Here is a 24,758-nt window from a genome sequence, read left to right as displayed (position 1 = left end):
TGTTTTATTCTTTCCTGTTCAGTTTTCAATGTCCTCTCACTTGACTCTCTCGTCGAGTGCCCATTTATATTACCATCCCCTCTCCCTTTTGTAAAGCTTTTTTTCTGTGTTTTTTTATCTTTTTCTCTATTTCCCTTTCTTTTTTCCCTCTGTATCGATGTTTTTTATCATACTCTTTTTTTGCCTTTTTCCCTTTTTTGAATAATATACTGTGTTTTTACAGCAAAAGAAGACCTTTTTAGTAGCCTTCTTTCAAACTGTTAACAAATAAAATGTTAATAGTCTGAAGGACCTATTTCCTCAACAGGCCCTTATTTTTGAATAAACTTTTGATCTTCTTTTGGTATTCCTGTTTCATCTAAAAAACAACGTTCAACTTTCATATGTAGATGATATTTGATTCTTAGTTCCGTTATTTGATCCATGATACTAGAAGCATGATGTAAATCAATTGCTGCTTGATTATCCCAACTATCCACTAATAAAACCGTTTCTTCATCTTCTACTGAAAAGAAATATTCATAGCTTCTATTTCCTTTTTCTTTTCTAATTTCATCAACAAGACCACTTGTTAACATCTCTTTGACAAAAGCTTTCGCACTTCCATTTTCTCCAGTATAGTAAATATGAACAGTAATTGCGTTATCCTTTTTCAAGGCTTAATTTCAAACTTTCAATACGTTGATTGATTTCATCAATCTTTTGAACAACTGGAGCAGCTTTTTCATCAAAGACATTGTCCTTGTTTAAAACTTCATAATACAACTTTCCTAATTCAATGAATTGATCATCCAAATCAGCTTCTGCACTTTTAATACTTACTTTCGTTTTTGCAGTATCTGCAAGTTCAGAAGATTTTTCAATTGTTTTTTCCGTAAACTTTACCGCTTTTTTTGTTAAGTCATCAAATAATGCCATACTTTTCCCTTCTTTCTTTCCATAATTTTATCATATTGACCTTTATAATTAAACATTTATAATTAAGACTGTTTGGAGGTATTTATGAATCATCGATTAGAAAACGAAAAAGTGTCATCACTTTTATTCTCGCTCGCTTTACCATCCATTTTGGCACAGCTTGCAACACTTATTTATAATATGGTTGATCGTATTTATATTGGTAGACTTCCCGATGGTGGTTTATCCATTGCAGGAATTGGTTTATGTACATCAATTATTACAATCATTACTGCTTTTAGTAATCTTTTTGGTCGAGGTGGTGCTCCACTTGCCTCTATTAAATTAGGAGAAAAGAACCCCAAAGAAGCTGAAAGAATTTTAGGAAATGCGTTTAGTAGTTTAATTTTGACCTCTCTTATAATTATGTTTTGTCTTTTGGTTTGGGGTGATAAAATTCTTATTCTTTTTGGAGCAAGTCAAAAAACACTTCCTTATGCTTTATCTTATTTAAGAATTTATGCAGTTGGAACTGTGTTTATCCAATTAACAGTCGGTCTTAATTATTTTATCAACACTCAAGGTTATGCGAAGTTTGGCATGATGACTTTACTTATTGGTGGTATTTTAAATATTATTTTAGATCCTATCTTTATCTATGTTTTACATATGAATGTTGCTGGCGCTGCCCTTGCAACCATTATTTCACAATTCGTCTCATGTATTTGGGTGTTATCTTTTTTATTTGGTAAAAAGACAATTATAAAAATAAGAAAAGAATATCTTTTATTTGATAAAAATATTATGAAAAAGATATTAGGTTTAGGTTTTACTCCTTTCTTTATGTCATCAACAGAAGGAATTTTACAAGTCGCCTTTAATAGACAGCTTCTTCTTTATGGTGGAGATTTATCGGTAAGTGCTATGACAATACTTCTTTCAATGTCACAAATCCTATCTCTTCCTATGGAAGGAATTGCCCAAGGAGCACAACCTATTATTAGTTACAATTTTGGCGCAAAAAAATATAATCGTGTAAAAGAGACTATTAAAATTACGATCAAAGTAGCTTTAACCTATTCAATTATTGGTGTTTTACTAATGGAAGCCTTCCCTCAAGTATTTGTTTCCTTATTTGCTAATAATACTCAGTTAATTCAACTTTCTTATCAATTATTAAGAATCTATATCTTTGGCTTTATTATCATGGGTGCTTTCTCTACTTTTCAACAAACCTATAATGCATTAGGTTGTGGAAAAAATGCATTTTTCTTTGCATTCTTTAGAAAAATCATTTTATTAATACCTTTGATTTATCTGTTACCATTTATTTTACCAAGTTATGGAGTTTATGCTGTTGTTCTAGCAGAACCGATTTCGGATTTAATGACAACAATTCTTAATGGTATTTATTTCAAGCATTTTGTGAAAAAAACACTTGCTTAAAAAGAGGCTACAAAAGCCTCTTTTACTCTAATTAAAAATATCTTTTTTTACCTTTAAGCTCATTATTTATGATTGAAAGTATTTTTCTATTTCTTTAATTTCTTTTTCTGGTATTTCTAATAAACTAACCGCTTCTTTAAATGACATTTGTAATCTTTCCATTAGTTTTCTTACATACTCTATATTCTTTTCTTTACGTTCTATTTTTTTGCCTTGGTTGATTCTTTGACTAATTCCTTCATTTCTTGCTTTTCTTTCAAGATAGTTTGCATAATCACACATTTCTTTGACCTCCCTTTCTGTTTCCTTAAATCCATATCCTTTAATAATAGAAAAATGAAAAGCGATCCTTTAACAGGACCTCTCTATATTGGAACAGGGCAAACAGATAATTTAAGTGAAATTGTGAAAATGATGAAACTCTTTCAAGAGCGTTATCCTCATGTACAATTTCATTTATTAAGTGATGATAAAGAAAAATTATTAAAACAATTAGAAAGAAATCTTCTTGATTTTGGTCTTTTTATTCATGATTACGATAGAAATCTTTATGAAGGAATTCCTTTAAAGAGTACAAATTCTTTAGATATTCTTGCTTTTAAAGTACATCCCTTCGCTTCTAAAAAAATCATTGCAGAAAAAGATCTTAAAGATGAAAAAATAATGGTCGCTAGACAAGCCATGCAAAATCAAGAAATACCTGATTTTATTGATAACAAACAAATTGTCGCTATTTTTGATTTACCAGAAAACGTAAAAATAATGGTTAAAGAAAACATGCCTTTATATCATTGACATCTTATTAAAAAAAGAAACCTACTTCTTTATTACAAAAAAATTTTATAGAAATACTAAAAAGCGAGTACTAACCAAGTATTCGCTTTAATAATTTCGATTTTTCTATAAATTTTTGACAATGCTTTTTATAAAGGGCATGTTGTTTTACACAATCTCTAATACGATTTGATGATTTCATTAAACAAATCGCTCCAATAATAAAGAATGGAACTTGAGGAGCAATTGGAAGCAATAAACCAACGAATCCTAATAAAATAAAGAATAGTCCAATAATAAATAAAACACTTTGGTAGATGTAACGTAACTTCATAGATGCCTCCTTTTGTTAAAAAAAGCATAAAAAAGTTATATGAACAAGCCGTGAACTATTTCTAAAGAAAAACTAAATAATTCTAAAAGAAAAATTATTTTTTTAATAATCGCAATAAGTCCTTTGGTTGTTTGAAAACCAAAGTGGCTGGTATTTCTTGCGTAGCAACACTACCCCATTTTGCAAGACCAAAATCAATGTGTGCGTTTTTAGATGCTTCATAATCCGATTGTGCATCTCCAATATAAATAACTTCTTCAGGTTTTAAATTTAATTTTTCAATACATTTTAATAGTGGTTCCGGATGAGGTTTATGAAAAGTAGTATCATCTTGTAAAATAACAGCTTCCATGTATTGATCAATTCCTTTAGAAACAATATCAATTTCATATTGTTCTCTAAGTTTAGAAGAGACAATTGCTTGTTTGATTTTTTTGTTTTTAAATGTTTCCAAAACTTCTTCAAATCCTTCAAATAAAGTAGCACCATCTTCATAGTCATTTACATATTGCACCCATCTAGCATAGGTTTTTTCTTGATCTTTAACACCTAATTCTTCCATGACCTTCATACCTGGATAGGCTGCAAATTTTAAAACCTGTTCAAAAGTCCAATCTTCTCCTGTTTCTTCTTTAATAATTTTCATAAGGGGGTACATATTCATTTTTAAAGTATCTAAAAGTGTACCATCAATATCATAAATAATCGCTTTATATTTTTTCATCTCTTTCAATCCTTTCTTTCAATAAATAAACAATACCTCGATAAGCCAATCCCTCAAATAACATCGAAGAAATATCTTTATGAAAATAAAGATTTTTAAAACAATTTTTATCTATTTTATTTAATATATTTTTAATGATCTTTTCTTCATAATTCCATTTTAAATCTAATGACAGTTCTAAACGCGTTGGATCAAGCATTGTAAAAATCATACTTACCAATAACCCCAGAAGTTCATTAAATTCATCTTGACTTTGACATTCACGAATGCGTTGATTAATCGTTTTTCCTTTAAAAGATATCAAGCCTATTTCACCCATGATTCCAGTATTTCCATATAGCGGTTCATCTTTATAAAAATAAGAGCTTCCTATTCCCACTTCATTTATATATAGATAATAAGTAGTGTCTTGTTGATACGTAAAATAACATCCTTGATGAATCATCTTGACATCATTTTGGAGTTGAATTGGCAGATCTATTTCTTTTTTGATATCTTTCACCCAATGATGTTTTTTTAGAATATTTTGATGATCAGTAACGTATTCATCTTCATAGACAATTCCTTCAACCGCTATTTGACAACAATGAACTTCATTTTTATCTACTAATTGTCTTATTATTTTTTTTAATTCTTCTTCCCCTTGATAAAATAATATATCTTCTTTTTTTATTTCACTAAAACTTCTTACTTGATAAATGATTTTATCCACTTGAATATAAAGACATAGAATTAAATAATTCTTTTCATTTAAGGCAAAACGTGTTGGACATCTTCCACCACTTGATAAGTCATTTCCTACTTCTTGAATCAATTGTTTTTCTTGAAGTATTCTTACCATATTACGAATACTTGGTTGTGATAATTGAAGATTTCCTACTAATTCGTTCATTGTTGAACTATTATGAAGATAGAGATATTTTAAAATAGCTAATAAATGTTTTTTCTTCGTTTCTTTTAATGCATTCATTATCCTCACCCTACTTTTATTATACTATAATAAAAGTAAAATAAAAGAAAAACCAGAATCATCTGGCTTTAGGTTTAAAATAACGTGTCATATCCACACCTTCATGTTTTAATAAAGCAATTTTTTTATCAATACCACCTGCATATCCCGTTAAACTGCCACTTGTACCAACGACACGATGACACGGAATGATAATTGAAATAGGATTATGACCTACCGCATTCCCTACGGCTTGTCCTGACATTTTTTCTTTATGAAGTTTTTGAGCTACAACTTTAGCAATCTTTCCATAAGTTGTGACTTCACCATAAGGTATTTCACAAAGAAGTTTCCACACTTCTTGTCTAAAAAGACTTCCTTGTGGTTTTAAAGAAAGCTCTTTAATATCTGGTTTTTCTCCTTTAAAATAACGCTCTAACCAACTTTTGGTTTCTTGGAGTATTTTTATTTGATCGTTAATGATGGGCTCTTCTTTTAATGTTGCTTGAAAATATTTTTGTCCTTCAAGCCACAATCCTATTAAATTTTCTTCATCACTTACTAAATATAAAATTCCTAAGGGTGATTTATATGTTGTTTTATAATACATAATCTTTTCTCCTAAATGTCTTTTAAATTATTTTGACGATGATTAAAAAGTTATTTTTGATAGTGTTTTGGTTTGACACTCCCCATGTCTAAAGACAGGAGATTCTTGCTACCTGCCAACATTGTTGGCTGACCAGTTCATTTCTGATAGGTCGCAGTGCAAGTTAGGGGTATGCCATTACCCTTCCTAGAGCAGAACCTATAGTTCTCTAGGCAGTATATCTGTTACCAATATACTCAGTTGAGTTGCATATATTTATGGCTCCTAGCAGATCCCTGTGTGTTTGATATCCACATCTGCATATATAATTCCTGTCTTTTGCATGTTGGATTCTTCCACATATCGGACAGATCTGACTTGTATATGCTGGATCTACATACTCAACTTTTATGCCTGCCAGTTTTGCTTTGTATTCTATAAATGTAGCTAGTCTATAGAACGACCATGTATGCAGGCTATGATTGTTTTTTCGACTTGTTCTTGTCGTAGAGCATATGTTTTGAAGTCGCTCTAATTTGATTACTGATACGTCATGAGTTTTTGCTATATTTACGATTTCACGACTTAGCTTATGATCTATATCTTTCATGATACGTTGTTCTTTGTTGTTGGTTTTGACAACCGCCTTTGGCTTCTTTGCTTTTTGAAATCTTTTTCTAAGATTATTGTAGTGTCTTCTTATATATTTGTTTTTTCTCCCATTTCCATAAAACTTGATACTTCCATCTGGACAGTAACTTACCGCAGGACATTTGATTCCAAGATCAACACCCATGACATTGTCATTTGAAGAAGCAGCATCTTCTTTGGCATCATAGACGATTTGTGCTACGAGATCATGCCCTTTTACAACAATACGCATCGTTCCTAATTTACTGGATGAAAAAATTGATTTCTGTCTTTCTGACATTTTTGTCTTGACTGATATACGTTTTGACTTTCCATTGATGATTACTGGAAAGCCAATACAGTCATCATTGATTCTAAAATTTTGATTGTTGATATAACAACACATTTTTTTCAAAACAGGAAGTTTTACTTGAGTATCTGAATTTCTTAAAGCCTTATTATATTTTCTTATGATGGACTTGGCATCTCGAATACATTGATTGCATAAGGCACTTGGAAGAGCAGCATTTACATCTGCTGTTGTTATTTTTGTAATAGCTCTTCCATTAGCAGCATCAAAAACAAGATGATTGACTGTAGAAATATACTCTGTCATCGTTGCCTTGATTAATTCTGTCTGATATTTATTTGGATAAAGCTTGACTGTTTCTGTTAATTGCATAGATATCACCTAAACGTTTTTTTGATCTTCAATATATTGCTTGATTACAGAAAGTGGTGCACCACCTACTGTAGATACAAAATAGCTATTGGTCCATAGCGTTGGGATCCTTGATTTCAACCAAGGAAATTCCTGTCTCAACACTCTAGAAGAATAGCCCTTGATTCTTTTAACTGCTTTGTGAATTCCATATTGTGGGTCTACTTCCATAAGCAAATGTACATGATCGGGCATGATTTCCATTTCAATGATTTCGACATTCAATTGATCACAGGTTTCTTTAATCAACTCCTTTAAGCGATCATCAACACCATCTACAAGAACGGGACGTCGATATTTTGGACAGAATACAACATGATATTTACAGGAATAGATCACATTATTATTTGATTTGTATTTCATGAGTATATTATACTACTAAAAGATATCTAATTATATATGTTATTGATAAAAGCTTAAAAAAGTTGCCTTATATCTCCACAGCTAAAGCTGGGAGATTTACGGCAACATTTGGTAATGCTCATTCTTTTATGGTAATACAGCAAATTAAATGCTTTCTAACATAAATAACCTAAAGATAAAACATATTTATAACATTTATTCACTTTCATCTGCCTTTCTTTGACAGCTATTATTATACGAATAAATATTTTTATTTATGAAAAGAGAACAAAAAACTTAAAAAATATTCTTATATAAAAATAATAAAAAAGATGCCAAAGCACCTTTCTTATTAATAATTTTCTGCATGAACTTCAAAGTACGCTTGTGGATGATCACATACTGGACAAACATCAGGTGCTTTTTCCCCAACAACGATATGTCCACAGTTACGACATTCCCAAACCTTTACTTCACTTTTAGCGAAAACTTCTTGCATTTCTACATTATGCAATAATGCTCTATAACGTTCTTCATGATGTTTTTCGATTTCTCCAACCATACGGAATTTAGCTGCAAGTTCTGGAAAACCTTCTTCTTCTGCAGTTTTTGCAAAGCCTTCATACATATCTGTCCATTCGTAGTTTTCACCTTCAGCTGCTGCTACTAGGTTTTCAGCTGTATTTCCAATACCATTTAATTCTTTAAACCACATTTTAGCATGTTCTTTTTCATTATCTGCTGTTTTTAAGAATAAAGATGAAATTTGTTCAAAACCTTCTTTTTTTGCTTTTGAAGCGAAGTAAGTATATTTATTTCTTGCTTGTGATTCTCCTGAAAAAGCTTCCATTAAGTTCTTTTCTGTTTGTGTTCCTGCATATTTATTAGCCATGTTTATTTCCTCCTTTTATTCCTTACTAGGAATAATTCCTATTTATATTTTAATCTTTGTTCTTTCTTTTGTCAACTAAAAAAGGAGAAAGAGAATTTCTCCTCCTATCACTAACATGATTGCAATAGAAAATGAACTCATATATGGAGAGGGATTAGTGATAGACACATTTCTATGTGCATTTTAATCATACTCTCTTTTAGAATCAGCTTTTTATTTTGGAACAAATTGGTCTTATTTGTATCTTCTTATTATACTATCTCTTGGATTATCTAAATGATATTCTTTAGCCCACTTTCTAAAATGTCGATTAATATATTGATTAAGTTGAACCATATCTCGTTTATTAAGATAGATGTTAACCAATCCAAGAGGATCTTCTAATGGATAAGCTTTAATTCTTTCCATCATTTGATAAACAACTTCATTGTTCATAATTTGAAAAGAATAAGTATCATGTTGTGTAACAACATCTAAATCCACATAATAATTCATATGTACTTCCATGAATTTCATATATCCAATTGAACTGGACATTGATAGTTTAAAGCATTTGACATCACTGTATTTTATTTCTGTCTGAAAATATTGAAGAAAATCTTTATAAAAATATAAACGATCATAAATCGTTCCATAATCTAAAACATTATCTACTGCTATTTTAACTTTTTTTCTTTTAATATAATTATTAATTTTTTCATCTATATGATCTAAATCAAGTTGTCGTTGTTTTATCAAATCTTTTTTATTTTCCAAAACATCTCTAATTGATTTCTTTTTATTAATAATCTGTTTGATTTCTTCTATAGTGACGTCCATCTCTCTTAATAGGAGAATAAACTTAATTTTTGAAACATCATCTTGATTATAACATCGATAATTATTATCTCTTAATGGTTTCACTAAACCTTCATTTTCATAATAAATCAACATTTTCTTTGTAATATCTAACATTTCTTCTACTTCATGTGTTGTCATAACTATCACCTCTACTTATATTAAACAGTATGACCTTAGGATATAGTCAAGTAATTTATTAATTTAAAATGAAAATAGTAGATATGCTCTACTATTCTAATAATTCTAAAACTCTTTTTTGAATAATTTCTTCCAACTGGAATATAAGATATGTTTTCATTTGTGAAAAGTAAACATGTTGAACAAAGCTTTCCTTTCCATTTAGAAAGCCCATAATCCACATAATGTAAATCCATTGTTTTAGCAATCTGTGAAGCATAATATTCACTATAAGGTTCTAAGCCACTATTCGCAAATCCTTCTGTTCCCGATTTATAAAGAAAAATATTATTTTTTATTCTTCTCCATGATTTTGCAAGCATCCCATTTGTTGTAAATTCAGGTGATGATTTAAATAAAGTTCTTGTATAACTTCCATATCCTGTAAAAGCAATAGAAGCAATGTTGGTATTAAAAGAATTATGATAAAGATTTTTATCTTTAAATAAGTCTTTACAATTTTCTTGTACAACCCAATAACTATCATTCAATGATAAGCCTTGACATATATCAATAATACCTTTTGTATCTTTCTCATTTAATCCTAATCGTGATAAAAAATTAGAAGCATAGGCTCTATTTCTAGGAATTGTCCTTTTTTGAAGCCATTTTTTAATCCTTCATTACTTAATTCTAAATCTAATGGTAAAAGATCGTGTAAATTTTGATTAACAGCATCAATAAAAATTTCTAATCCATTATTTGTATTTTTCATAGAAAAATACAATAAATCATTATCATACTGTTTTAAAATATAATTCATGAAAAACACATCCTTTCAAAAAAATAGTTATTTAATAATTTCCATCCAACATAAATAATCTGCAATCTTTACCTTCATTCCTTCTAAAATATAAACTCTTTGAAGTGGTGTTACTAAAGATTCTAATGTTCGCCAAAATACTTTTTCACTTAATTCTTTATTATTTATATAGAATTTCATTTTGTTTACCAACCTTTTTCTTTTTCTCAACATTTAATAGTATATCATTCCCTTAAATCTCAAACAAGGTGACTTAAATCGCTCTTTTTAAGAAAAATGTTGCTAATTGAATAAACACCAATATATTGAAGGCTAATCAGATGCTCAAAAAGAATATATTTCAGATAATGATTAAAATATCAATAAAGGTTGGTGTTTATAATGATTACTGAAAAACAAGTTGTTCAATATTTGAAAAATAAAGATCAAGACTATATTGATAATCTTCTGGAACGTATTAAAAATTCTTGTTCAATCAATGTTAAATCTGAGTCTAAAATAATTTGTCCTATATGTGGTTCGTCTTCTGTCAAGAAAAATGGCAAAGATTCCTATGAAAACAACGTTATTTTTGTAATGACTGACACAGATCTTTTAGTGAAAACACTAAAACATTATTTTTTTGTTCTCATTTTACAAAAGATCAATGGCTCAAATTTATTGATTACGAAATAAGTGGTTTAACACTAAAAGATGAAGCTTATTTTATGAATACATCGATAACAACATGTTTTTATATGAGACATAAACTTTATAAAACAGCATCACAAATCATTCAAGAACAAAAATTAAGTAATGAAATAGAAATCGATTCTCAATATTTAAGTATCAATCTTAAAGGAACCAAACCAGAAAATATGCCTAGATATTCAAAAAAAAAGAGGAAAACAATCAGCATATAGAGGAATATCACATCATAAGGTATGTGTTACATGTGCAATAGATAGTCAAGATAACATAATGATGAATATTGTTGGTTTGGGATCAGAGTCATTTGAAAAATACATGTCTGTAATCAATAGACTAGATAATGTAAAGAAATTAATCAGTGATACAAAGTCATGCTTTAAACAATTTTCAAATGAATTGAAAGCAGAAAATAGTTATATTAAAACTTCACCAACACAAAAGCATTATTTAACAGAAGATGGAAATAGTCTAGCGTCTGTTAATAAATTAATGGGTGAAATAGAAAATATTATTCAAAGGACACATGGTTTTTCAACAAGATATGCACAAGAATATTTAGATTTTAATATTTTAAGAAAACAAATAAAATATAAGTATAAAAGAGATGAACAAGCAAAGAAGCTATTCGAAGAAGTGAAAGATAGTGAATTTATTAAAAATGCATTGGTGTTAAACACACCAATGCCAATATCATTAAAAGAAGCCTACTATGAGTATCACTATGGAATATTTTCAGATGCTTATCTTAAAAAACAACAAAATTCTTAAAAAGAGCGAAATAATTAAAAAAAAGTGAATGAAATGACATCTATATGTCATCTCATCCACTCTAAACACAAAAAAATTATTCATATACTCACACATTTGTAACATTTCAAATATATGAAATACTTGTACGATTTAAGTTTATAACTATTCAAACTATAATATTTAAGAAAATACTTTTTAACAACATAATTTAGAACAATATTACAAACTACGTATTAAATAAGTAGTAATTCATTTGTAGTACTAACATTTATTATTAGATAATATTTTATGAATGCTAAATTTTAATTAAATATAGTACATTATTTCAATTTAATATCAAACTTATACGTTCCTGATTTGCAATCAATTACTTTTTTTGGAAGTATAACCTTTGCTTGACATAGAAAAGGTATTTTAACAGTTATATTAACCCTATTATCATTGACATATTTCCAATATATTTGATACTCACCCATTGCTGAGTTATATCTTAATTTAGAATACTTGATTCTTTCATCAAAAATTGGTCTAATTATAACCTTTTTAAAACCTGGTTCTACAGCTTTTATACCACCAATATATCGATACATCCAACCTAAAATTGATCCATATGAATAATGGTTTAAACTATTCATACCATCAGAATTCATTTTACCTCCTGGCAATACTGAATTCCATCTTTCCCAAATAGTAGTTGCTCCTAAATTTATTTCGTTTATCCACCCTGGATAACTTTCATTTAATAAAACGTCATATGCTAATTTTTCTCTATCATTATCTGCCAATACATCATTAATATATACTGTTCCAACAAATCCTGTATCAATATGTCCTTTATCAACTATCATTTTTTCAAGAATATTAATATTTTTTTCAACTTCATTTTCATTTAATATTTTAAAATATATCGCTAAAACCAATGCAGTTTGTGTCGTAATATTTACGTGACCATTTTTAATATATTTTTGCCTTATTGCTGTCCTAATTTGTTCTGCTTTACGATAATAATATATATATTCATCCTTTTTTAATAACTTCGCCGCCTTAGAAACTAACAAAACAGAATAATAATAATAAACACTAGAAACATAATACATGTCAGTCTTTCCAAACGGACCACCATTAGGGTTATCTAATGACAACCAATCAGCAAAATGAAATCCAAAGTCAAGTAAATGATGTAAACCATTCTTATTATCTAATTCTATAATATGATCAACCCATGCTTTCATGTTTTTATAGTTAATGCTTAAATGGTACATATCTCCATCATGCATAAATACATTCCAAGGTATAATTGTAGCCGCATCTGCCCAAGGGGATGAATCTTGTGACATCAACATTTCTTTTAGTTTTTCTGCTTTTTTATAGATGTTTTCTTCCAATACATTACCTGCATAATTTTCTATTCTAGGATTTAAAGTTGGAATAATATTAGGAACACTACCATTTCTTTTATTTTGTTCATTGTACATATCAAATAAATACTTGTTGTAAAAAGCTGATACATCACTATTATAGCAAGCTGTATCACTAAATACTTGAGCATCCCCTGTCCAACCTAACCTTTCATCTCTTTGAGGACAATCTGTCGGAATATCTAAAAAATTATCTACCTGAGAATAATATACATTAGATATTAATTGATTAACTTTATTATTACCAGTTTCAATAAAACCAATTCTATCTATCTGCGATGTAAGAAGACACGCTTGAAATGAATCTAAATTCACTTCTCCATCATAAATAATTTTTACATAACGAAAACCATAAAATGTGAAATGTGGTCGAACATTTCGCATTACACCATCTGATTTGTAATAATATCCAAACGTTGCAGTGCGATAATTTTCATTATAAAAACATCCATCTTGCAATATTTCACCAAAATACATATGAATATCTCTATCCACATTTGCTTCTACCCATCCAGTAATATTCTGACCAAAATCTAAAATTTTTTCATTATTTGATGAATATATAATTTTAAGTGGTTTTCTTTTTTCTACTATATTTATAGGAAGGGATAATCTGGGAAAAAGTTTTCTTTTATCAATTTCAATAATATTCAATGGTAATTTCATAGAACTATTTTCTTTATTAGCATCATAATATTCTCCATCATAAATTCCTGATTGTATGATTGGCGAGGATCTTACTTCACAACTTTCATCAGAAAAAAAGACTATTTCTGAACCATCGACATATTCAATATACATTTCAAATATAAGTGCTAAATCATCCCCAAATATTTTTTCAAATCCCCCTTCATATCCTAAACGTCCTCTATACCATCCGTTACCTAAATAAACTGACAATAGATTATCACCACGTTTTAAATATGAAGTCACATCATAAGTCTGATATTGTAAATAATCATTATAACAATGAAAACCAGGCATAAGATATTCATTATTAACAAACTGTTTATTCAAATATGCTTCATATACGCCTAACCCACAAATATATAATCTAGCATTTTTAATATTTTTCGTGACACGAATGCTTTTATTAATTATGACAGAATCTTGTCAGACTACCAATAAAATTTGCTTTCCATTGATTATTTTTGGCAGTTTCAAAATAATATATATCACTTACTGCTTGATCTTTATTACCTTTAACGGTTATCTGAAAATAATAGCGTGTTCGAGTATTTAATTTTAAATCAAGAACTGTACCACATTGATCTAGATTTCCATGAATTCTATAAATTATCTCTTTCATATTATACGTTAAACTTATATTTATAGACACATCTTCTTGTATCTCACTTATTGTATCTTCTATTTTCCAACTTATACAAGGTTTATCAATATAATAACCAATTGGATTATTAAAATGATTTACTTTTACATCAACAATTCTCATACCAAAATTCACCGTTTCTTTAAAATATACTTTGCTTAAAAAATCTACTTTTCGCTTAAATGTTTTTTAATTCAACAATATATAATACATCATGGCCAAATGTATGCATTTCTAAACAACAAATTCCATCTTTTTTATATTTATTCCCTATTTCCTTACGTCTTGTTTCAAGGTCTAATATGATTATAGACTCAATATCATTGGTGTCTATTTTTAGTTTAATAGTTGTATTTTCTGGTACATATATAAAATATCTATTTTGATATTCAGCAATTCTGATTTCTTTTGTTTCATTTAACAAAATATCTTGTCTTGGGTTTAGATCTGTAATTTTATATTCACAAAAGATGTGCTTGATATCACTATAATCCCATGCCCCTGGATAATGCAAAGCTATTTGCCATGGATGAGGCATATCAAACCCTTCGCCTATGCAGGGCGAAAAATGTTTACCATACTCATGCCAACTATATACTCCACCTGCTCCATATGTTATTCCCGCACTAGCCCCAGCTAAAAGACTTTGCCAAGCTGCTCTACGAATATCAAATTGATGAAATCTTCCATACATATTTCCAGCATATCCTATTGATTCATAACATGGTTCTGAATTTATTAATGGTTTTACAGGATAGTTTGTTAAAAAGTATTCTGGCATCTGATAACACATTTCTTTATCAGATTCTTTAGCACTGTGACCTGTTTGATACATATAAAAATCTATTTCATCGATGATTTCTTCTGGTAGTTCAACCATACGACCTCTAATATGATATGATTGTAAACAATCTGGTGCAAGATGTCTTAAAAGATGACTTGCCTTTCTATAATGATTAATTGAACTTTGGTTTTCCAAATCAGTATCACCACTTATAATGTAAAATGGATTAAAAGTCGAAAATGTCTCATGAACCTTTTTAATATAGTTTTCAATGGCATCGAAAGGCATTGTTTTAGATTTCATAAGTTTGTTTGCCCATGTATCCGGCACATAATTACACCATAAAACAACTAAAGCCAATTCAAATCCAAATTCTTTTGCTCTCTCACACATTTTTCTTGCATGTTGAAAATATTCTTGTTTAATATGAAAGTAATCATAAAAACCATCATTGTCCTTTTCGAATGGTTGATAATTGAAATGCGTTTCACTTGCGTCCCACTGAGGAAGAATATTAATCTGTAAAACATTAAAACCTTGTCTCCTACGGTATTGCAAATAGTATTCCCATGAATCTAAATCAATATTTGTAAAAGCACTCCAACAAGTGTCTGCAAAATAAAAAAAATTTTTATTATTTTTTTTAAAATATCGCTTATTTTCTGAAATTGTTATATTCATATTTATTCTCCTTTTATAAGTAAAAATACTTCTCTATAATATTTTTACATCTTATAGGATGTTGGGAGGCAGAAAAATAGGTTAATATTCTAGAGAAGTATATATTATGATGACTTGATTGCTATTTAATTGTATTTAGAATGATTAGTAAATCTTTAAAACAATTCAAATGAAAATCAGCAACATTATTTCCATAAGCACTAGCAATTGCTGCCACTTTCATAGAAGCACTTTTTGCTGCAATGCATCCAGCTACTGCATCTTCAACAACTAAACAATGTTTATAGTTAACATTCAATAAATCTGCTGCTTTCATAAAGACTTCTGGATGTGGTTTTGAATATGTGATCATTGTTCCATCACTTATGGCATCAAAAAAGTTTTCTAATCCTATTTGTTTTAGAATAAGCAATGTGTTTTTGCTAGAAGATCCAATGGCAAGTTTTAAGCCATTATTTCTGAGTTTCTGTAAAGTATCCATGACTTCTTTTGGGAGGTCTTCAACAGTCATCTGATTAAGATATTGTTGATATATAATATTTTTCTTTTCTGCAAATGCTTGTTTTTCGTCATTTAAATACTTCTTTGAACTTTTTTCTAAAATAATATCTAAACTTTCCATTCTCGATACTCCTCTAAGTTTCTCATTATCTTTTTCATCAAAAGGAATATCTAATTCATCCGCCAATTCTTTCCAAGCCTTATAATGATATTGATCAGTTGAACAAATGACTCCGTCTAGATCAAATATTATTGCTTCTATCATCTTCTTGTATCCCACTTTCCACAGAATGCATCTACTGGACTCACTCCGGAAAATTCTTCCTTTCCAATTAATTTATTGACTAATGCTACTAAACATGCATCATTATTGCTATAACAATTAATATACGTTTTAATCATTGGTACATCTATCAAATGATACGGATTAGCCATTGAAATAAAAATTGTTGGTACTTCTTGCACAAACCATGGAGCATCAGCTGCCATTAGTTTGATCCATTCAATTCTTCGAACTGTATAATTGCTTGCAGTATCGAAATTTGCTACATAAATAATCAAATCATATTTTTCTTTAATGTATGATGTACCAGCTTCAAAAATTTCATAAAAATTTAGATTTTCATAATCATAAACATCTATATCAAATCCTAATTTTTCTAGATAATCTTCTAGTCTTCTTTGACTTCCTTCTTCTTTAAAACCACCAGATGTCTTATCAGTCAAATTGTAAATTCTAACTTTTTTATACTTTTGAGGGCTAATAGGCAAAACATCTTGACGATTTTTTACAAGTGTTATTGCTTCACTTGCACATTGATAAGCAAGTTCTTGATGTTCTTTACATCCAATAATTGACAAATCATGGAATTCATTAAGTTTTTCAAACAATCCATTTGCCATCTTTGTAGCAAGTATTCTTAAAACTGCTTCATTAAGCCTTTCTATAGATAATAATCCTGATTCTATGCCGTCTTTCATAGCTTGATAATCTTCATCAATATTTTTGTTAAATAAAATCATATCACAGCCATTTTCAATCGTTAAAGGTATTACCTTATTTCTTGGCATAGAAACATTATATCCTACCATTGCAGTAGCATCAGTGACAATCATACCATTAAACCCTAATTTTCCCCTTAAAAGACCAGATAAAATTTCTTTAGACATACTTGCAGGGAGGATATCTTCATCATTTATCTCTGGATTAATATATTTGGTATAATATGGTAATAAAATATGTCCAACCATGATAGTTTCAACACCATCATCAATTAATGTCTGATAAATTTTTCCATATGAATTATCCCATTGATCGACCGTCAAATCATTAACACTGCTAACTAAATGTTGATCTCTCATATCAACACCATCTCCTGGAAAATGTTTAATACAAGGGATAACACAATTTTCTCTTAGTGCCTTCATTTGATATTGAGCACATTGAATAACTAGATCCTTGTCACTTCCGAATGTTCTGATGTTTGTTATTGGATTAAGAAAATTTTTATCGATGTCAACAATCGGAGCAAAAGACCAATTACATTTCACTGCATTTGCTTCTTTTCCAGCTATCATTCCTAAATTATATGCTTGATCAATATTATTTGTAGCTGCAACACCCATCTGTCTTGAAAAATATGTTCCATCCAAACAAATACCATTACCACCACTTTCTAAATTTGCAGCCAACATAAGTGGAATTTTTGAATATTTTTGTAAATTTTCATGAATATTTTTTATTTTATGAGATTCCATAGGCCTATACATCATAGCACCTGGTTTATATTTTTCTATAAATTCTTTAATTTGTTCTTCATCAAATGATGATCCAATAGGACAAAAAAGTTGTCCTATTTTTTCATCTAAAGACATAACAGAAAATATCTCATGAAGATTGTTTATTTGTTTTTCTGTCAAACAAAATGGTTTTTTAGATAATTCGATCATAAAATTTCACCATTACTTTCAATTACTTTTTTATACCAATAGAATGAATCTTTTCTAAATCTTTTATATGTCCCATTTCCATAATCATCTTTATCTACATATACAAAGCCATATCGTTTTTTCATCTCACCACTACCTGCACTTACTAAATCTATACATCCCCACATTGTATAACCTAAAAGAGGTACACCATCTTCATCTACTGCTTTAATCATTTCTTGAATATGTTTTCTTAAATAATCAATACGATAATCATCATGGACTGTTCCATCAGACGTAAGAATATCTTCAGATCCTAATCCATTTTCAACAATAAATAGTGGTTTACGATATTTTTGATATAAATAGTTCAAAGTAATTCTCAAACCAACAGGATCAATTTGCCATCCCCATTCATTCGATTCTAAATATGGATTTTCTAGTCCAGCAACCATATTTCCTTGTGCAAAATTTTCACCTTCTCTTTTTTCACCTTGAACCATAGACATATAATATGAAAAAGAAACAAAATCTACTGTGCCATTTTTCAAAATTTCTAAATCCTCATCAGTGATATCTAAATGCACATTCTTATTTTGATATTGTTTTAATTGATAATCAGAATAATAACCAAAAACTTGTACATCCGGGATACCGAGAAAATCTTGATTTGCCATTTCTGCTTTTAATACATCGTTTGGATGACAAGTACGCGGATAATTTACTCCAAATAATGTCATACATCCCACTTTATTTTTCGGATTAATATCATGAGCTAATTTCACAACTTTGGCACTTGCAACAAGCATATGATGTGCAGCTTGATAAATAACTTGATGACGATTCTCATCTTCTTCAATAAGAAGTCCAGCCGGAAAATATGGCATAAATTCAATTGCATTTATTTCATTAAATGTAATCCAATATCTTACATAATTTTTATATCTAGTTAAAACTGTTTTACTGAAATTATAAAAGAAATCAATAAGTTTTCTACTACGCCAAGATCCATATTTTTTCACTAGATTGAGAGGCATTTCATAATGTGATAATGTAACTATTGGTTCAATGTTATATTTTTTTAACTCTTGAAAAACTTTATCATAAAACTTTAAGCCATCCTCATTTGGTTGTTCATCATCTCCGTTTGGATATATTCTAGTCCAAGCAATGGACATTCTATAACATTTAAATCCCATCTCAGCCATTAATGCAATATCTTCTTTATAATGATAATAGAAATGATTTCCATCATGATTTGGGTAGTAATATTCTTTTTGAATGCTATCAGTAATTAATCTTTTATGATTTTTTGATCCATTAGTCATAACATCCATAATACTTAAGCCTTTGTTTCCGTCTAAATAAGCTCCTTCACATTGATTGGCAGCTGTAGCACCGCCCCATAAAAAATTTTTATTCATGTGACTTTAATTCTCCTATTTTTTCTTCTTCAAGTGCTTTTTTATCGGCAAATTTTATAAAAGGCATCCACATAATAACTGAAAGAATTAATAAAAGTATTTGTAAAATAGCTATAGTCCATGAACCATTTAATATACCATTAATAGCCAAAGGAATATTAAATACTTGTACGCCAATTGGTGTAGCAACCAAACCTAACGAAGTAATTAAATAAGCAATTCCCATAACAATACTTGGTATAAAAATAAATGGAATAGCTAATATTGGATTAAAAACAATTGGCAATCCAAAAACAAGCGGTTCACTAATTCCAAAAAAACTTGCTGGTAAAGCCATTTTTCCAACCATTTTCATACGTTTACTTTTTGCAAAGCAACAAACTGCAATAGCAACTGCAGGATACATTATAGCCGTATAATACATATAGGAAAATGCCATTCCCATAATATTTGGCAATGGAAGATTAGCTGCATATGCAGCTTGTTGTGCACCATCTAATCCAAACATAATTGGACCTCTTAATGTATCAATAATTGAAGAACCGTGAATACCAAATACCCACAAATATTGAGCAACAACATTTAATACTAATTGACTAAATATATTTTCACCTACAATTGCATTTAAGGGAATTTGTAATAATGCATAAAAAGATTCAAAAATAGTATTATATGGTGTATAAATAAATACCATTCGAATAATTAATGCAATAATTGCTAAAATAATAAATGGTATAATTGCACCAAATGAATTAGAAACGTATTCTGGAGTTCCTTCTGGCAACTTAATTTTTACATTCTTTGACAAAATATATTGATATATTCTTACAACTACAATTGCTAGGATAATTCCCATAATAACACCTTTTGATCCCAAATAATCAAAAGATAATAAAGATCCTGTTTCAGTCATAACAGATGGGCATAAAATCAAATATATTGCAATACTAATTATACCAATATTTTTTTCTTCTAAGTTTAAAATTTCTGCATATGATTTAGCAATAAAATATACAAATAAAATTCCCATAATATTTGTTGTACAATTTGTTACCCATTGCAATGCAGTACCTAAACCAGTACTTGTTAAAAATGATTGATAAGATTCAAATTGCAATCCAGCAAATAATGATGCAAATGAACCAACCATAATAAATGGCATGACTTGCATACCGCCACGACTTATTCCTTGAATCCACTTTAACTGCGTTAACTTTGCAGTAAAATTACTAATCTTATTTAAAAGTGTGTCTTTCATTTTATCTCTCCTCTATTAAATACTTTGTATAAACTAGTTTACACTAATAATCTATCTTTTTTTTAAAACAAAAACCATGTAATCATTTTATTAAAAATCGACTTTTTTTTAGATTGATTTTTAGTTATAATTCTTTTAGAAGGAGGAAATATTATGGAAAAAAAATTATATATTAATACTGTACAAAAATGTTGTAATTATCTTTTTGCTAAAACACAAGAACCTGTAAAATATGAAAAACTTATTACATATTTAGAAAATAATTATGAAGCTATTATTCTTAACCAAAAAAAAGAATTTAATTCAAATAAATTTGTTCAAAGTATAAATAACACTCTTATTTCATTAAATGATTTAACTGCACCAATTATGCGCATAAATGTTGAGGATAGTAGTCTTATACCATTGTCAAAAGATATCTATGCTTTTAAACATCTCAATCATTTAAAAAGTACAATACATGAACATGATTGTATTGAGATTGATTTTGTTATCGAAGGTAAAGCGCAATTATTTTTTGAAAAAAAACAAATACAATTATTACCTGGACATGTCTGTATTATTTCCCCATTAGCAAGACATAACATCAAAGTTGAAAAAGATACTTTTATTATTAATATTTTTATAAGAAACAAAATATTAAAAAATGTACTCGACATAAGTAGTGAGGAATTTGATATTATTTCCCAATTCATTTACAGAATAATGCTTAATAAAGAATCCAATCCAAATTATTTGTTATGTGAAACCAAAAACAATCAAACAATGCAAGAAGCATTAAAACAGATTATTTTAGAAAGTCATGTTCATCAAGACAAATATTCATCAAAAATAGCTATGTCCTGGCTTAAGATTTTTATATATAATATTTTACGTAACTTCAATTCATCATCATTGTATTTTCCAATTGAAAATACATATAAAACTTTATATACCATACTAAACTACATAGAAAATAATTACTCACATGTTACATTGTCTGATTTAGCAAAAAAATTCCATTATAATGAAGCATATCTTAGTTCATTAATCAAAAAAACATTCAATATATCATTTTCAACTATACTTAAAAATATTAAAATGATACATGCTAAAGCATTTTTAATAAATACAGACATGAACTTAGATGAAATTTCAATAGCAATTGGTTACAATAGTGTTGATCATTTTATACGTACTTTTACGCGACTAAATGGTATTACACCTGGTAAGTATAGAAAACATTATTCAAAGATATAAAGATTTTCAATATATACTAATTATTTATAAAAACAAGTAAATATATTTATTACTTCTAATAAGTAAAAAATATTTAACATTTATTCTATTGGCTATCAATTTATTATATTTCATAAATAGGTATCTTACATTAAGAGTAATTCTTTATTAAGAGATATTGCAATAATACGCTAGATCATTAATCAATAATTCTTATGATAAAAAATACTAACGACAAAGATTATCTGCATTAAATGACAAACAAAAATTTTAGAATATTATTTCAAATAAAACAATTGATTATCATTTTTATTTATCGATTTCTAAAGTGAAAAGTTAAATTCCACTTTAGATATAACAAAGTGGATTTTAGTCTTTCACCTGTATAATTTACCTGATATCTGTTTTCCATTTTCATGAAAGGTAGATTATCATGTCTTCTAACAATAAAAATTTACATCTTACTGTTCAAGAAAGAATCATCATTGAAAAAGGTATCGAAAACGGCTCTACTAAAGCTGCTATCGCTCTTACCATCAGCAAGGACAAGTCTACTGTTGGTAAAGAAATCAAAAAACATAGAGAACTTGTTCACAAATCTTCTTATAAAATTAATTGTGCTAATATGAAAAACTGTTCTCACAATCATGTCTGTGTCAATTGTGCTGATTTTAAACCTTTCACCTGCAATCGTCGTGATCGTTCTCCTGGTGCATGTAGCGACTGTTCTAAATATACACATTGTCGCTATGATAAGTATAGATACAAGGCTGATTTTTCTCATAAAAAATATAGGGAAGACCTTGTTGATTCTAGAACTGGTATCAATATGTCATATGAAGAATGCAAAGCTATGGCTGATATTATCGTTCCGCTTATTAAAGCCGGGCATTCTCCCTATCATATCGTTACCAATCATCCTGAATTGAATATTTCTGAAAAAACGCTCTACAACTATATTGAAAATGGTATCTTTAGAGAATTTGGACTTCTCGATATCGATCTTAGAATCAAAACAAAAAGAAAAATAGCGAAAAAGGCTTCTAATAAATATAAAAAAAGAGAAGATAAAAAGTATTTGAATGGTCGTACATACGATGACTTTATTAATTATACAGCAGAAAATAAAAATCTAAGCGTTGTTGAAATGGATACGGTCTACAATAATGGTTCTACAGGTCCTTTCATGCAAACATTTAAATTTTTAGACTATTCCTTCATGTTTATCGTCTATCAAGAAGAAAAAACAGCGAAATCAATGGTCGAAGGAGTCGACCTTTTAGAAAAGATCTTAGGGAAAGACCTTTTCAGTGAAGAAGTTGCCATTATAAAGACTGATAGAGGAAGTGAATTTTGTGATGCTGAAGGGTTTGAAAAAGAAGAAAATGAATCAAGACGTACACGAATCTTCTATTGTGATCCAATGGCTTCTGGTCAAAAAGGAAGTTTAGAAAACAATCATAAAGAAATCCGCTATATTTGTCCAAAAGAAAATGATTTAGGACTTAACAGTCAGGAAAAAGCAAATCTAATAGTCTCACATATCAATTCTCAATCAAAAGAACATTTAAAAGGTAAATCACCATTAGAAGTAATGGAATTTATGAATCCTGCACTTTATCAAAAATTCAAAGATTTTGGAATTGAAAGAATCAATAAAGACAATATTGTTTTAAAACCTTACTTATTAAAAGATTAAAATCATTCAGAGAATGTATGAAAATGGGTATACAGATTGACAGTTCAATACTTTATTCAAGTGGATTTTAGTCTTACACTCAAAAAAATTGACAAAAATGCACAGCTTTAATGCGCCCAAAAATAGTACTCTTTCATAACAAAATTTGGTTTTCAATCACATGAAAGACTAAATTCAACCATCAAAATAAAAACCACGTCTAAACGGCGTGGTTTTCACTGCGGCTGTAAGCCTATGTTACTTGCTCGGGTCTAAAAGGCGCTGCTTTCACTTCGTTCAAGCTATTGCTTTTGACTCTCGCTTTCCCTCAAAGGGAATTCTTTATTTTGCTTTCTTTCCTCGTTTTTTATTTTCTTCTCGGATTCCTTTTTTTTCGAATGGATCCTTATACTCTTTCACACTTAATTTATCCATCACGATATCATGTTGTTCTTGTTCTCTTATATATTTTGCGACCGTTTGATCATTTAATCCTACTGTACTCACATAATATCCTTCTGCCCAAAAATGTCTATTTCCATATTTATATTTTAAATTGGCATGTCTATCAAAAATCATTAATGCTGATTTCCCTTTTAAATATCCCATAAATGATGAAACACTTAATTTTGGCGGTATCATTACCAACATATGTACATGATCACTCATTAGATGTCCTTCAATTATTTCTACTCCCTTGTATCTGCACAATGTTCTTAATATTTCTCCTATGTCTTCTCTTAGTTGATTATAAATCACTTTTCGTCTATACTTTGGAGTGAAGACGATGTGATATTTGCACATCCACTTCGTATGTGCTAAAGAATTCGCTTTTTTAGCCATTATTTAATCACCTTTCCTTTTTATTAATATAGCTTGAACAACTTTATTATATAGGAAAGGTGATATTTTTGTATAACATCTTTACCACACCACCCGCATAGCAGGTGGTTTTCCATTTCGCACATTTCATGTGCTCAACTGACTAAAGTCATCAATTCTCTTTCCCTTCGAATTGT

General features: G+C 28.9%; 29 protein-coding genes. 7 read left to right on the top strand and 22 right to left on the bottom strand.

Translation table 11 applies throughout. The features are described from left to right. Positions 1 to 311 precede the first annotated feature (311 nt). Positions 312 to 656 carry a putative quinol monooxygenase gene (locus tag Fi14EGH31_RS02245; protein ID WP_118473984.1) on the bottom strand — a complete coding sequence of 115 codons (345 nt, stop codon included), beginning with the start codon at positions 654 to 656 and terminating at the stop codon, positions 312 to 314. Further along, entirely contained in the window at positions 643 to 918 is a 276-nt protein-coding gene (locus Fi14EGH31_RS02240) for a hypothetical protein (RefSeq protein ID WP_118473983.1), read from the bottom strand. The genes Fi14EGH31_RS02245 and Fi14EGH31_RS02240 overlap by 14 nt, the downstream gene beginning before the upstream one ends. Positions 919 to 1,002: 84 nt before the next feature. Here Fi14EGH31_RS02240 and Fi14EGH31_RS02235 point away from each other — a divergent pair, with 84 nt between their 5' ends. Beyond that, a complete protein-coding gene (locus Fi14EGH31_RS02235; RefSeq protein ID WP_117482159.1) occupies positions 1,003 to 2,343 on the top strand; it encodes an MATE family efflux transporter in 1,341 nt (446 codons plus the stop codon). A gap of 66 nt (positions 2,344 to 2,409) precedes the next feature. Here the strand turns inward: Fi14EGH31_RS02235 and Fi14EGH31_RS02230 are convergent, their stop codons facing one another. Then, positions 2,410 to 2,625, bottom strand: coding sequence for a hypothetical protein (locus Fi14EGH31_RS02230; protein WP_022000935.1), 216 nt, complete (start codon positions 2,623 to 2,625; stop codon positions 2,410 to 2,412). Between the two features lie 54 nt (positions 2,626 to 2,679). Here Fi14EGH31_RS02230 and Fi14EGH31_RS02225 point away from each other — a divergent pair, with 54 nt between their 5' ends. Beyond that, on the top strand, positions 2,680 to 3,138 hold the full coding sequence (locus tag Fi14EGH31_RS02225) for a LysR family transcriptional regulator substrate-binding protein (RefSeq protein WP_118473982.1): 459 nt from the start codon (positions 2,680 to 2,682) through the stop codon (positions 3,136 to 3,138). 70 nt (positions 3,139 to 3,208) lie between these two features. On the opposite strand, the gene Fi14EGH31_RS02220 is transcribed toward Fi14EGH31_RS02225, so the two are convergent. The 11 genes from Fi14EGH31_RS02220 to Fi14EGH31_RS02170 form a co-directional block, all read right to left on the bottom strand. Then, positions 3,209 to 3,451, bottom strand: a complete 243-nt coding sequence (locus tag Fi14EGH31_RS02220) for a DUF454 family protein (RefSeq protein WP_022001388.1) — start codon at positions 3,449 to 3,451, stop codon at positions 3,209 to 3,211. 94 nt (positions 3,452 to 3,545) lie between these two features. Then, positions 3,546 to 4,175: an HAD family hydrolase gene (locus Fi14EGH31_RS02215; RefSeq protein WP_022001389.1), complete on the bottom strand. Its 630-nt coding sequence runs from the start codon at positions 4,173 to 4,175 to the stop codon at positions 3,546 to 3,548. Then, entirely contained in the window at positions 4,162 to 5,145 is a 984-nt protein-coding gene (locus tag Fi14EGH31_RS02210; RefSeq protein WP_117832945.1) for an ROK family protein, read from the bottom strand. Before Fi14EGH31_RS02210 ends, Fi14EGH31_RS02215 begins: the two co-directional genes overlap by 14 nt. Positions 5,146 to 5,203: 58 nt before the next feature. Next, on the bottom strand, positions 5,204 to 5,734 hold the full coding sequence (locus tag Fi14EGH31_RS02205; protein ID WP_022001391.1) for a methylated-DNA--[protein]-cysteine S-methyltransferase: 531 nt from the start codon (positions 5,732 to 5,734) through the stop codon (positions 5,204 to 5,206). Positions 5,735 to 5,942: 208 nt separating this feature from the next. Then, positions 5,943 to 7,025, bottom strand: coding sequence for an RNA-guided endonuclease InsQ/TnpB family protein (locus Fi14EGH31_RS02200; RefSeq protein ID WP_200765095.1), 1,083 nt, complete (start codon positions 7,023 to 7,025; stop codon positions 5,943 to 5,945). Between the two features lie 9 nt (positions 7,026 to 7,034). Continuing rightward, complete coding sequence (gene tnpA / locus Fi14EGH31_RS02195) at positions 7,035 to 7,427, bottom strand: IS200/IS605 family transposase (protein ID WP_022000947.1); 393 nt, start codon at positions 7,425 to 7,427, stop codon at positions 7,035 to 7,037. A 331-nt stretch (positions 7,428 to 7,758) separates the two neighbouring features. Further along, the gene (rbr, locus tag Fi14EGH31_RS02190; protein WP_022000948.1) at positions 7,759 to 8,298 is read right to left on the bottom strand and encodes a rubrerythrin; all 540 of its coding nucleotides are present in this window, start codon (positions 8,296 to 8,298) and stop codon (positions 7,759 to 7,761) included. A gap of 234 nt (positions 8,299 to 8,532) precedes the next feature. Beyond that, positions 8,533 to 9,276 (bottom strand): MerR family transcriptional regulator, encoded by a 744-nt coding sequence (locus Fi14EGH31_RS02185; protein WP_118306681.1) that lies wholly within the window; start codon positions 9,274 to 9,276, stop codon positions 8,533 to 8,535. A 35-nt stretch (positions 9,277 to 9,311) separates the two neighbouring features. Beyond that, positions 9,312 to 9,806, bottom strand: coding sequence for a hypothetical protein (locus tag Fi14EGH31_RS02180; protein WP_199596408.1), 495 nt, complete (start codon positions 9,804 to 9,806; stop codon positions 9,312 to 9,314). A gap of 53 nt (positions 9,807 to 9,859) precedes the next feature. Then, complete coding sequence (locus Fi14EGH31_RS02175) at positions 9,860 to 10,078, bottom strand: hypothetical protein (RefSeq protein ID WP_117826424.1); 219 nt, start codon at positions 10,076 to 10,078, stop codon at positions 9,860 to 9,862. A 27-nt stretch (positions 10,079 to 10,105) separates the two neighbouring features. After that, positions 10,106 to 10,258, bottom strand: coding sequence for a hypothetical protein (locus tag Fi14EGH31_RS02170; RefSeq protein WP_022000952.1), 153 nt, complete (start codon positions 10,256 to 10,258; stop codon positions 10,106 to 10,108). A 201-nt stretch (positions 10,259 to 10,459) separates the two neighbouring features. On the opposite strand from Fi14EGH31_RS02170, the gene Fi14EGH31_RS02165 reads away from it, so the two are divergent. From Fi14EGH31_RS02165 to Fi14EGH31_RS02155, 3 genes are read left to right on the top strand one after another with little or no spacing between them, the layout of a single operon-like run. Beyond that, positions 10,460 to 10,753 (top strand): hypothetical protein, encoded by a 294-nt coding sequence (locus tag Fi14EGH31_RS02165; protein ID WP_107030699.1) that lies wholly within the window; start codon positions 10,460 to 10,462, stop codon positions 10,751 to 10,753. Positions 10,754 to 10,785: 32 nt separating this feature from the next. Continuing rightward, positions 10,786 to 10,980, top strand: a complete 195-nt coding sequence (locus Fi14EGH31_RS02160; protein WP_200765094.1) for a hypothetical protein — start codon at positions 10,786 to 10,788, stop codon at positions 10,978 to 10,980. 58 nt (positions 10,981 to 11,038) lie between these two features. Beyond that, on the top strand, positions 11,039 to 11,536 hold the full coding sequence (locus Fi14EGH31_RS02155) for a hypothetical protein (RefSeq protein WP_200765093.1): 498 nt from the start codon (positions 11,039 to 11,041) through the stop codon (positions 11,534 to 11,536). A gap of 302 nt (positions 11,537 to 11,838) precedes the next feature. Here the strand turns inward: Fi14EGH31_RS02155 and Fi14EGH31_RS02150 are convergent, their stop codons facing one another. The 7 genes from Fi14EGH31_RS02150 to Fi14EGH31_RS02120 all read right to left on the bottom strand — a co-directional run bounded on the left by Fi14EGH31_RS02150 (position 11,839) and on the right by Fi14EGH31_RS02120 (position 20,843). Beyond that, complete coding sequence (locus Fi14EGH31_RS02150) at positions 11,839 to 14,004, bottom strand: family 78 glycoside hydrolase catalytic domain (protein ID WP_267905652.1); 2,166 nt, start codon at positions 14,002 to 14,004, stop codon at positions 11,839 to 11,841. Between the two features lie 25 nt (positions 14,005 to 14,029). Then, entirely contained in the window at positions 14,030 to 14,389 is a 360-nt protein-coding gene (locus Fi14EGH31_RS02145; RefSeq protein ID WP_022000956.1) for a glycoside hydrolase family 78 protein, read from the bottom strand. A 55-nt stretch (positions 14,390 to 14,444) separates the two neighbouring features. Next, positions 14,445 to 15,731: an apiosidase-like domain-containing protein gene (locus tag Fi14EGH31_RS02140; protein WP_233550235.1), complete on the bottom strand. Its 1,287-nt coding sequence runs from the start codon at positions 15,729 to 15,731 to the stop codon at positions 14,445 to 14,447. Between the two features lie 121 nt (positions 15,732 to 15,852). Continuing rightward, positions 15,853 to 16,497, bottom strand: a complete 645-nt coding sequence (gene pgmB / locus Fi14EGH31_RS02135; protein ID WP_022000958.1) for a beta-phosphoglucomutase — start codon at positions 16,495 to 16,497, stop codon at positions 15,853 to 15,855. After that, the gene (locus tag Fi14EGH31_RS02130; RefSeq protein ID WP_022000959.1) at positions 16,494 to 18,182 is read right to left on the bottom strand and encodes a glycoside hydrolase family 3 protein; all 1,689 of its coding nucleotides are present in this window, start codon (positions 18,180 to 18,182) and stop codon (positions 16,494 to 16,496) included. The genes pgmB and Fi14EGH31_RS02130 overlap by 4 nt, the downstream gene beginning before the upstream one ends. Next, the gene (locus Fi14EGH31_RS02125; protein ID WP_022000960.1) at positions 18,179 to 19,585 is read right to left on the bottom strand and encodes a 6-phospho-beta-glucosidase; all 1,407 of its coding nucleotides are present in this window, start codon (positions 19,583 to 19,585) and stop codon (positions 18,179 to 18,181) included. Before Fi14EGH31_RS02125 ends, Fi14EGH31_RS02130 begins: the two co-directional genes overlap by 4 nt. Continuing rightward, positions 19,578 to 20,843, bottom strand: coding sequence for a PTS sugar transporter subunit IIC (locus Fi14EGH31_RS02120; protein ID WP_200765091.1), 1,266 nt, complete (start codon positions 20,841 to 20,843; stop codon positions 19,578 to 19,580). Before Fi14EGH31_RS02120 ends, Fi14EGH31_RS02125 begins: the two co-directional genes overlap by 8 nt. A gap of 153 nt (positions 20,844 to 20,996) precedes the next feature. On the opposite strand from Fi14EGH31_RS02120, the gene Fi14EGH31_RS02115 reads away from it, so the two are divergent. Together Fi14EGH31_RS02115 and Fi14EGH31_RS02110 are read left to right on the top strand one after the other, a co-directional pair. Further along, complete coding sequence (locus tag Fi14EGH31_RS02115) at positions 20,997 to 22,082, top strand: AraC family transcriptional regulator (RefSeq protein ID WP_022000962.1); 1,086 nt, start codon at positions 20,997 to 20,999, stop codon at positions 22,080 to 22,082. A 412-nt stretch (positions 22,083 to 22,494) separates the two neighbouring features. Further along, positions 22,495 to 23,760 (top strand): helix-turn-helix domain-containing protein, encoded by a 1,266-nt coding sequence (locus Fi14EGH31_RS02110; protein ID WP_200765090.1) that lies wholly within the window; start codon positions 22,495 to 22,497, stop codon positions 23,758 to 23,760. Between the two features lie 321 nt (positions 23,761 to 24,081). Here the strand turns inward: Fi14EGH31_RS02110 and tnpA (Fi14EGH31_RS02105) are convergent, their stop codons facing one another. Continuing rightward, positions 24,082 to 24,582, bottom strand: coding sequence for an IS200/IS605 family transposase (tnpA, locus tag Fi14EGH31_RS02105; RefSeq protein ID WP_200765089.1), 501 nt, complete (start codon positions 24,580 to 24,582; stop codon positions 24,082 to 24,084). Positions 24,583 to 24,758: the final 176 nt, after the last annotated feature.

The organism is Faecalibacillus intestinalis, from assembly GCF_015097455.1.
Classification (GTDB): domain Bacteria; phylum Bacillota_I; class Bacilli_A; order Erysipelotrichales; family Coprobacillaceae; genus Faecalibacillus; species Faecalibacillus intestinalis.
The sequence above is the reverse complement of the archived record's forward strand: the minus strand, read 5'-3'. Positions and strand labels throughout refer to the sequence as shown.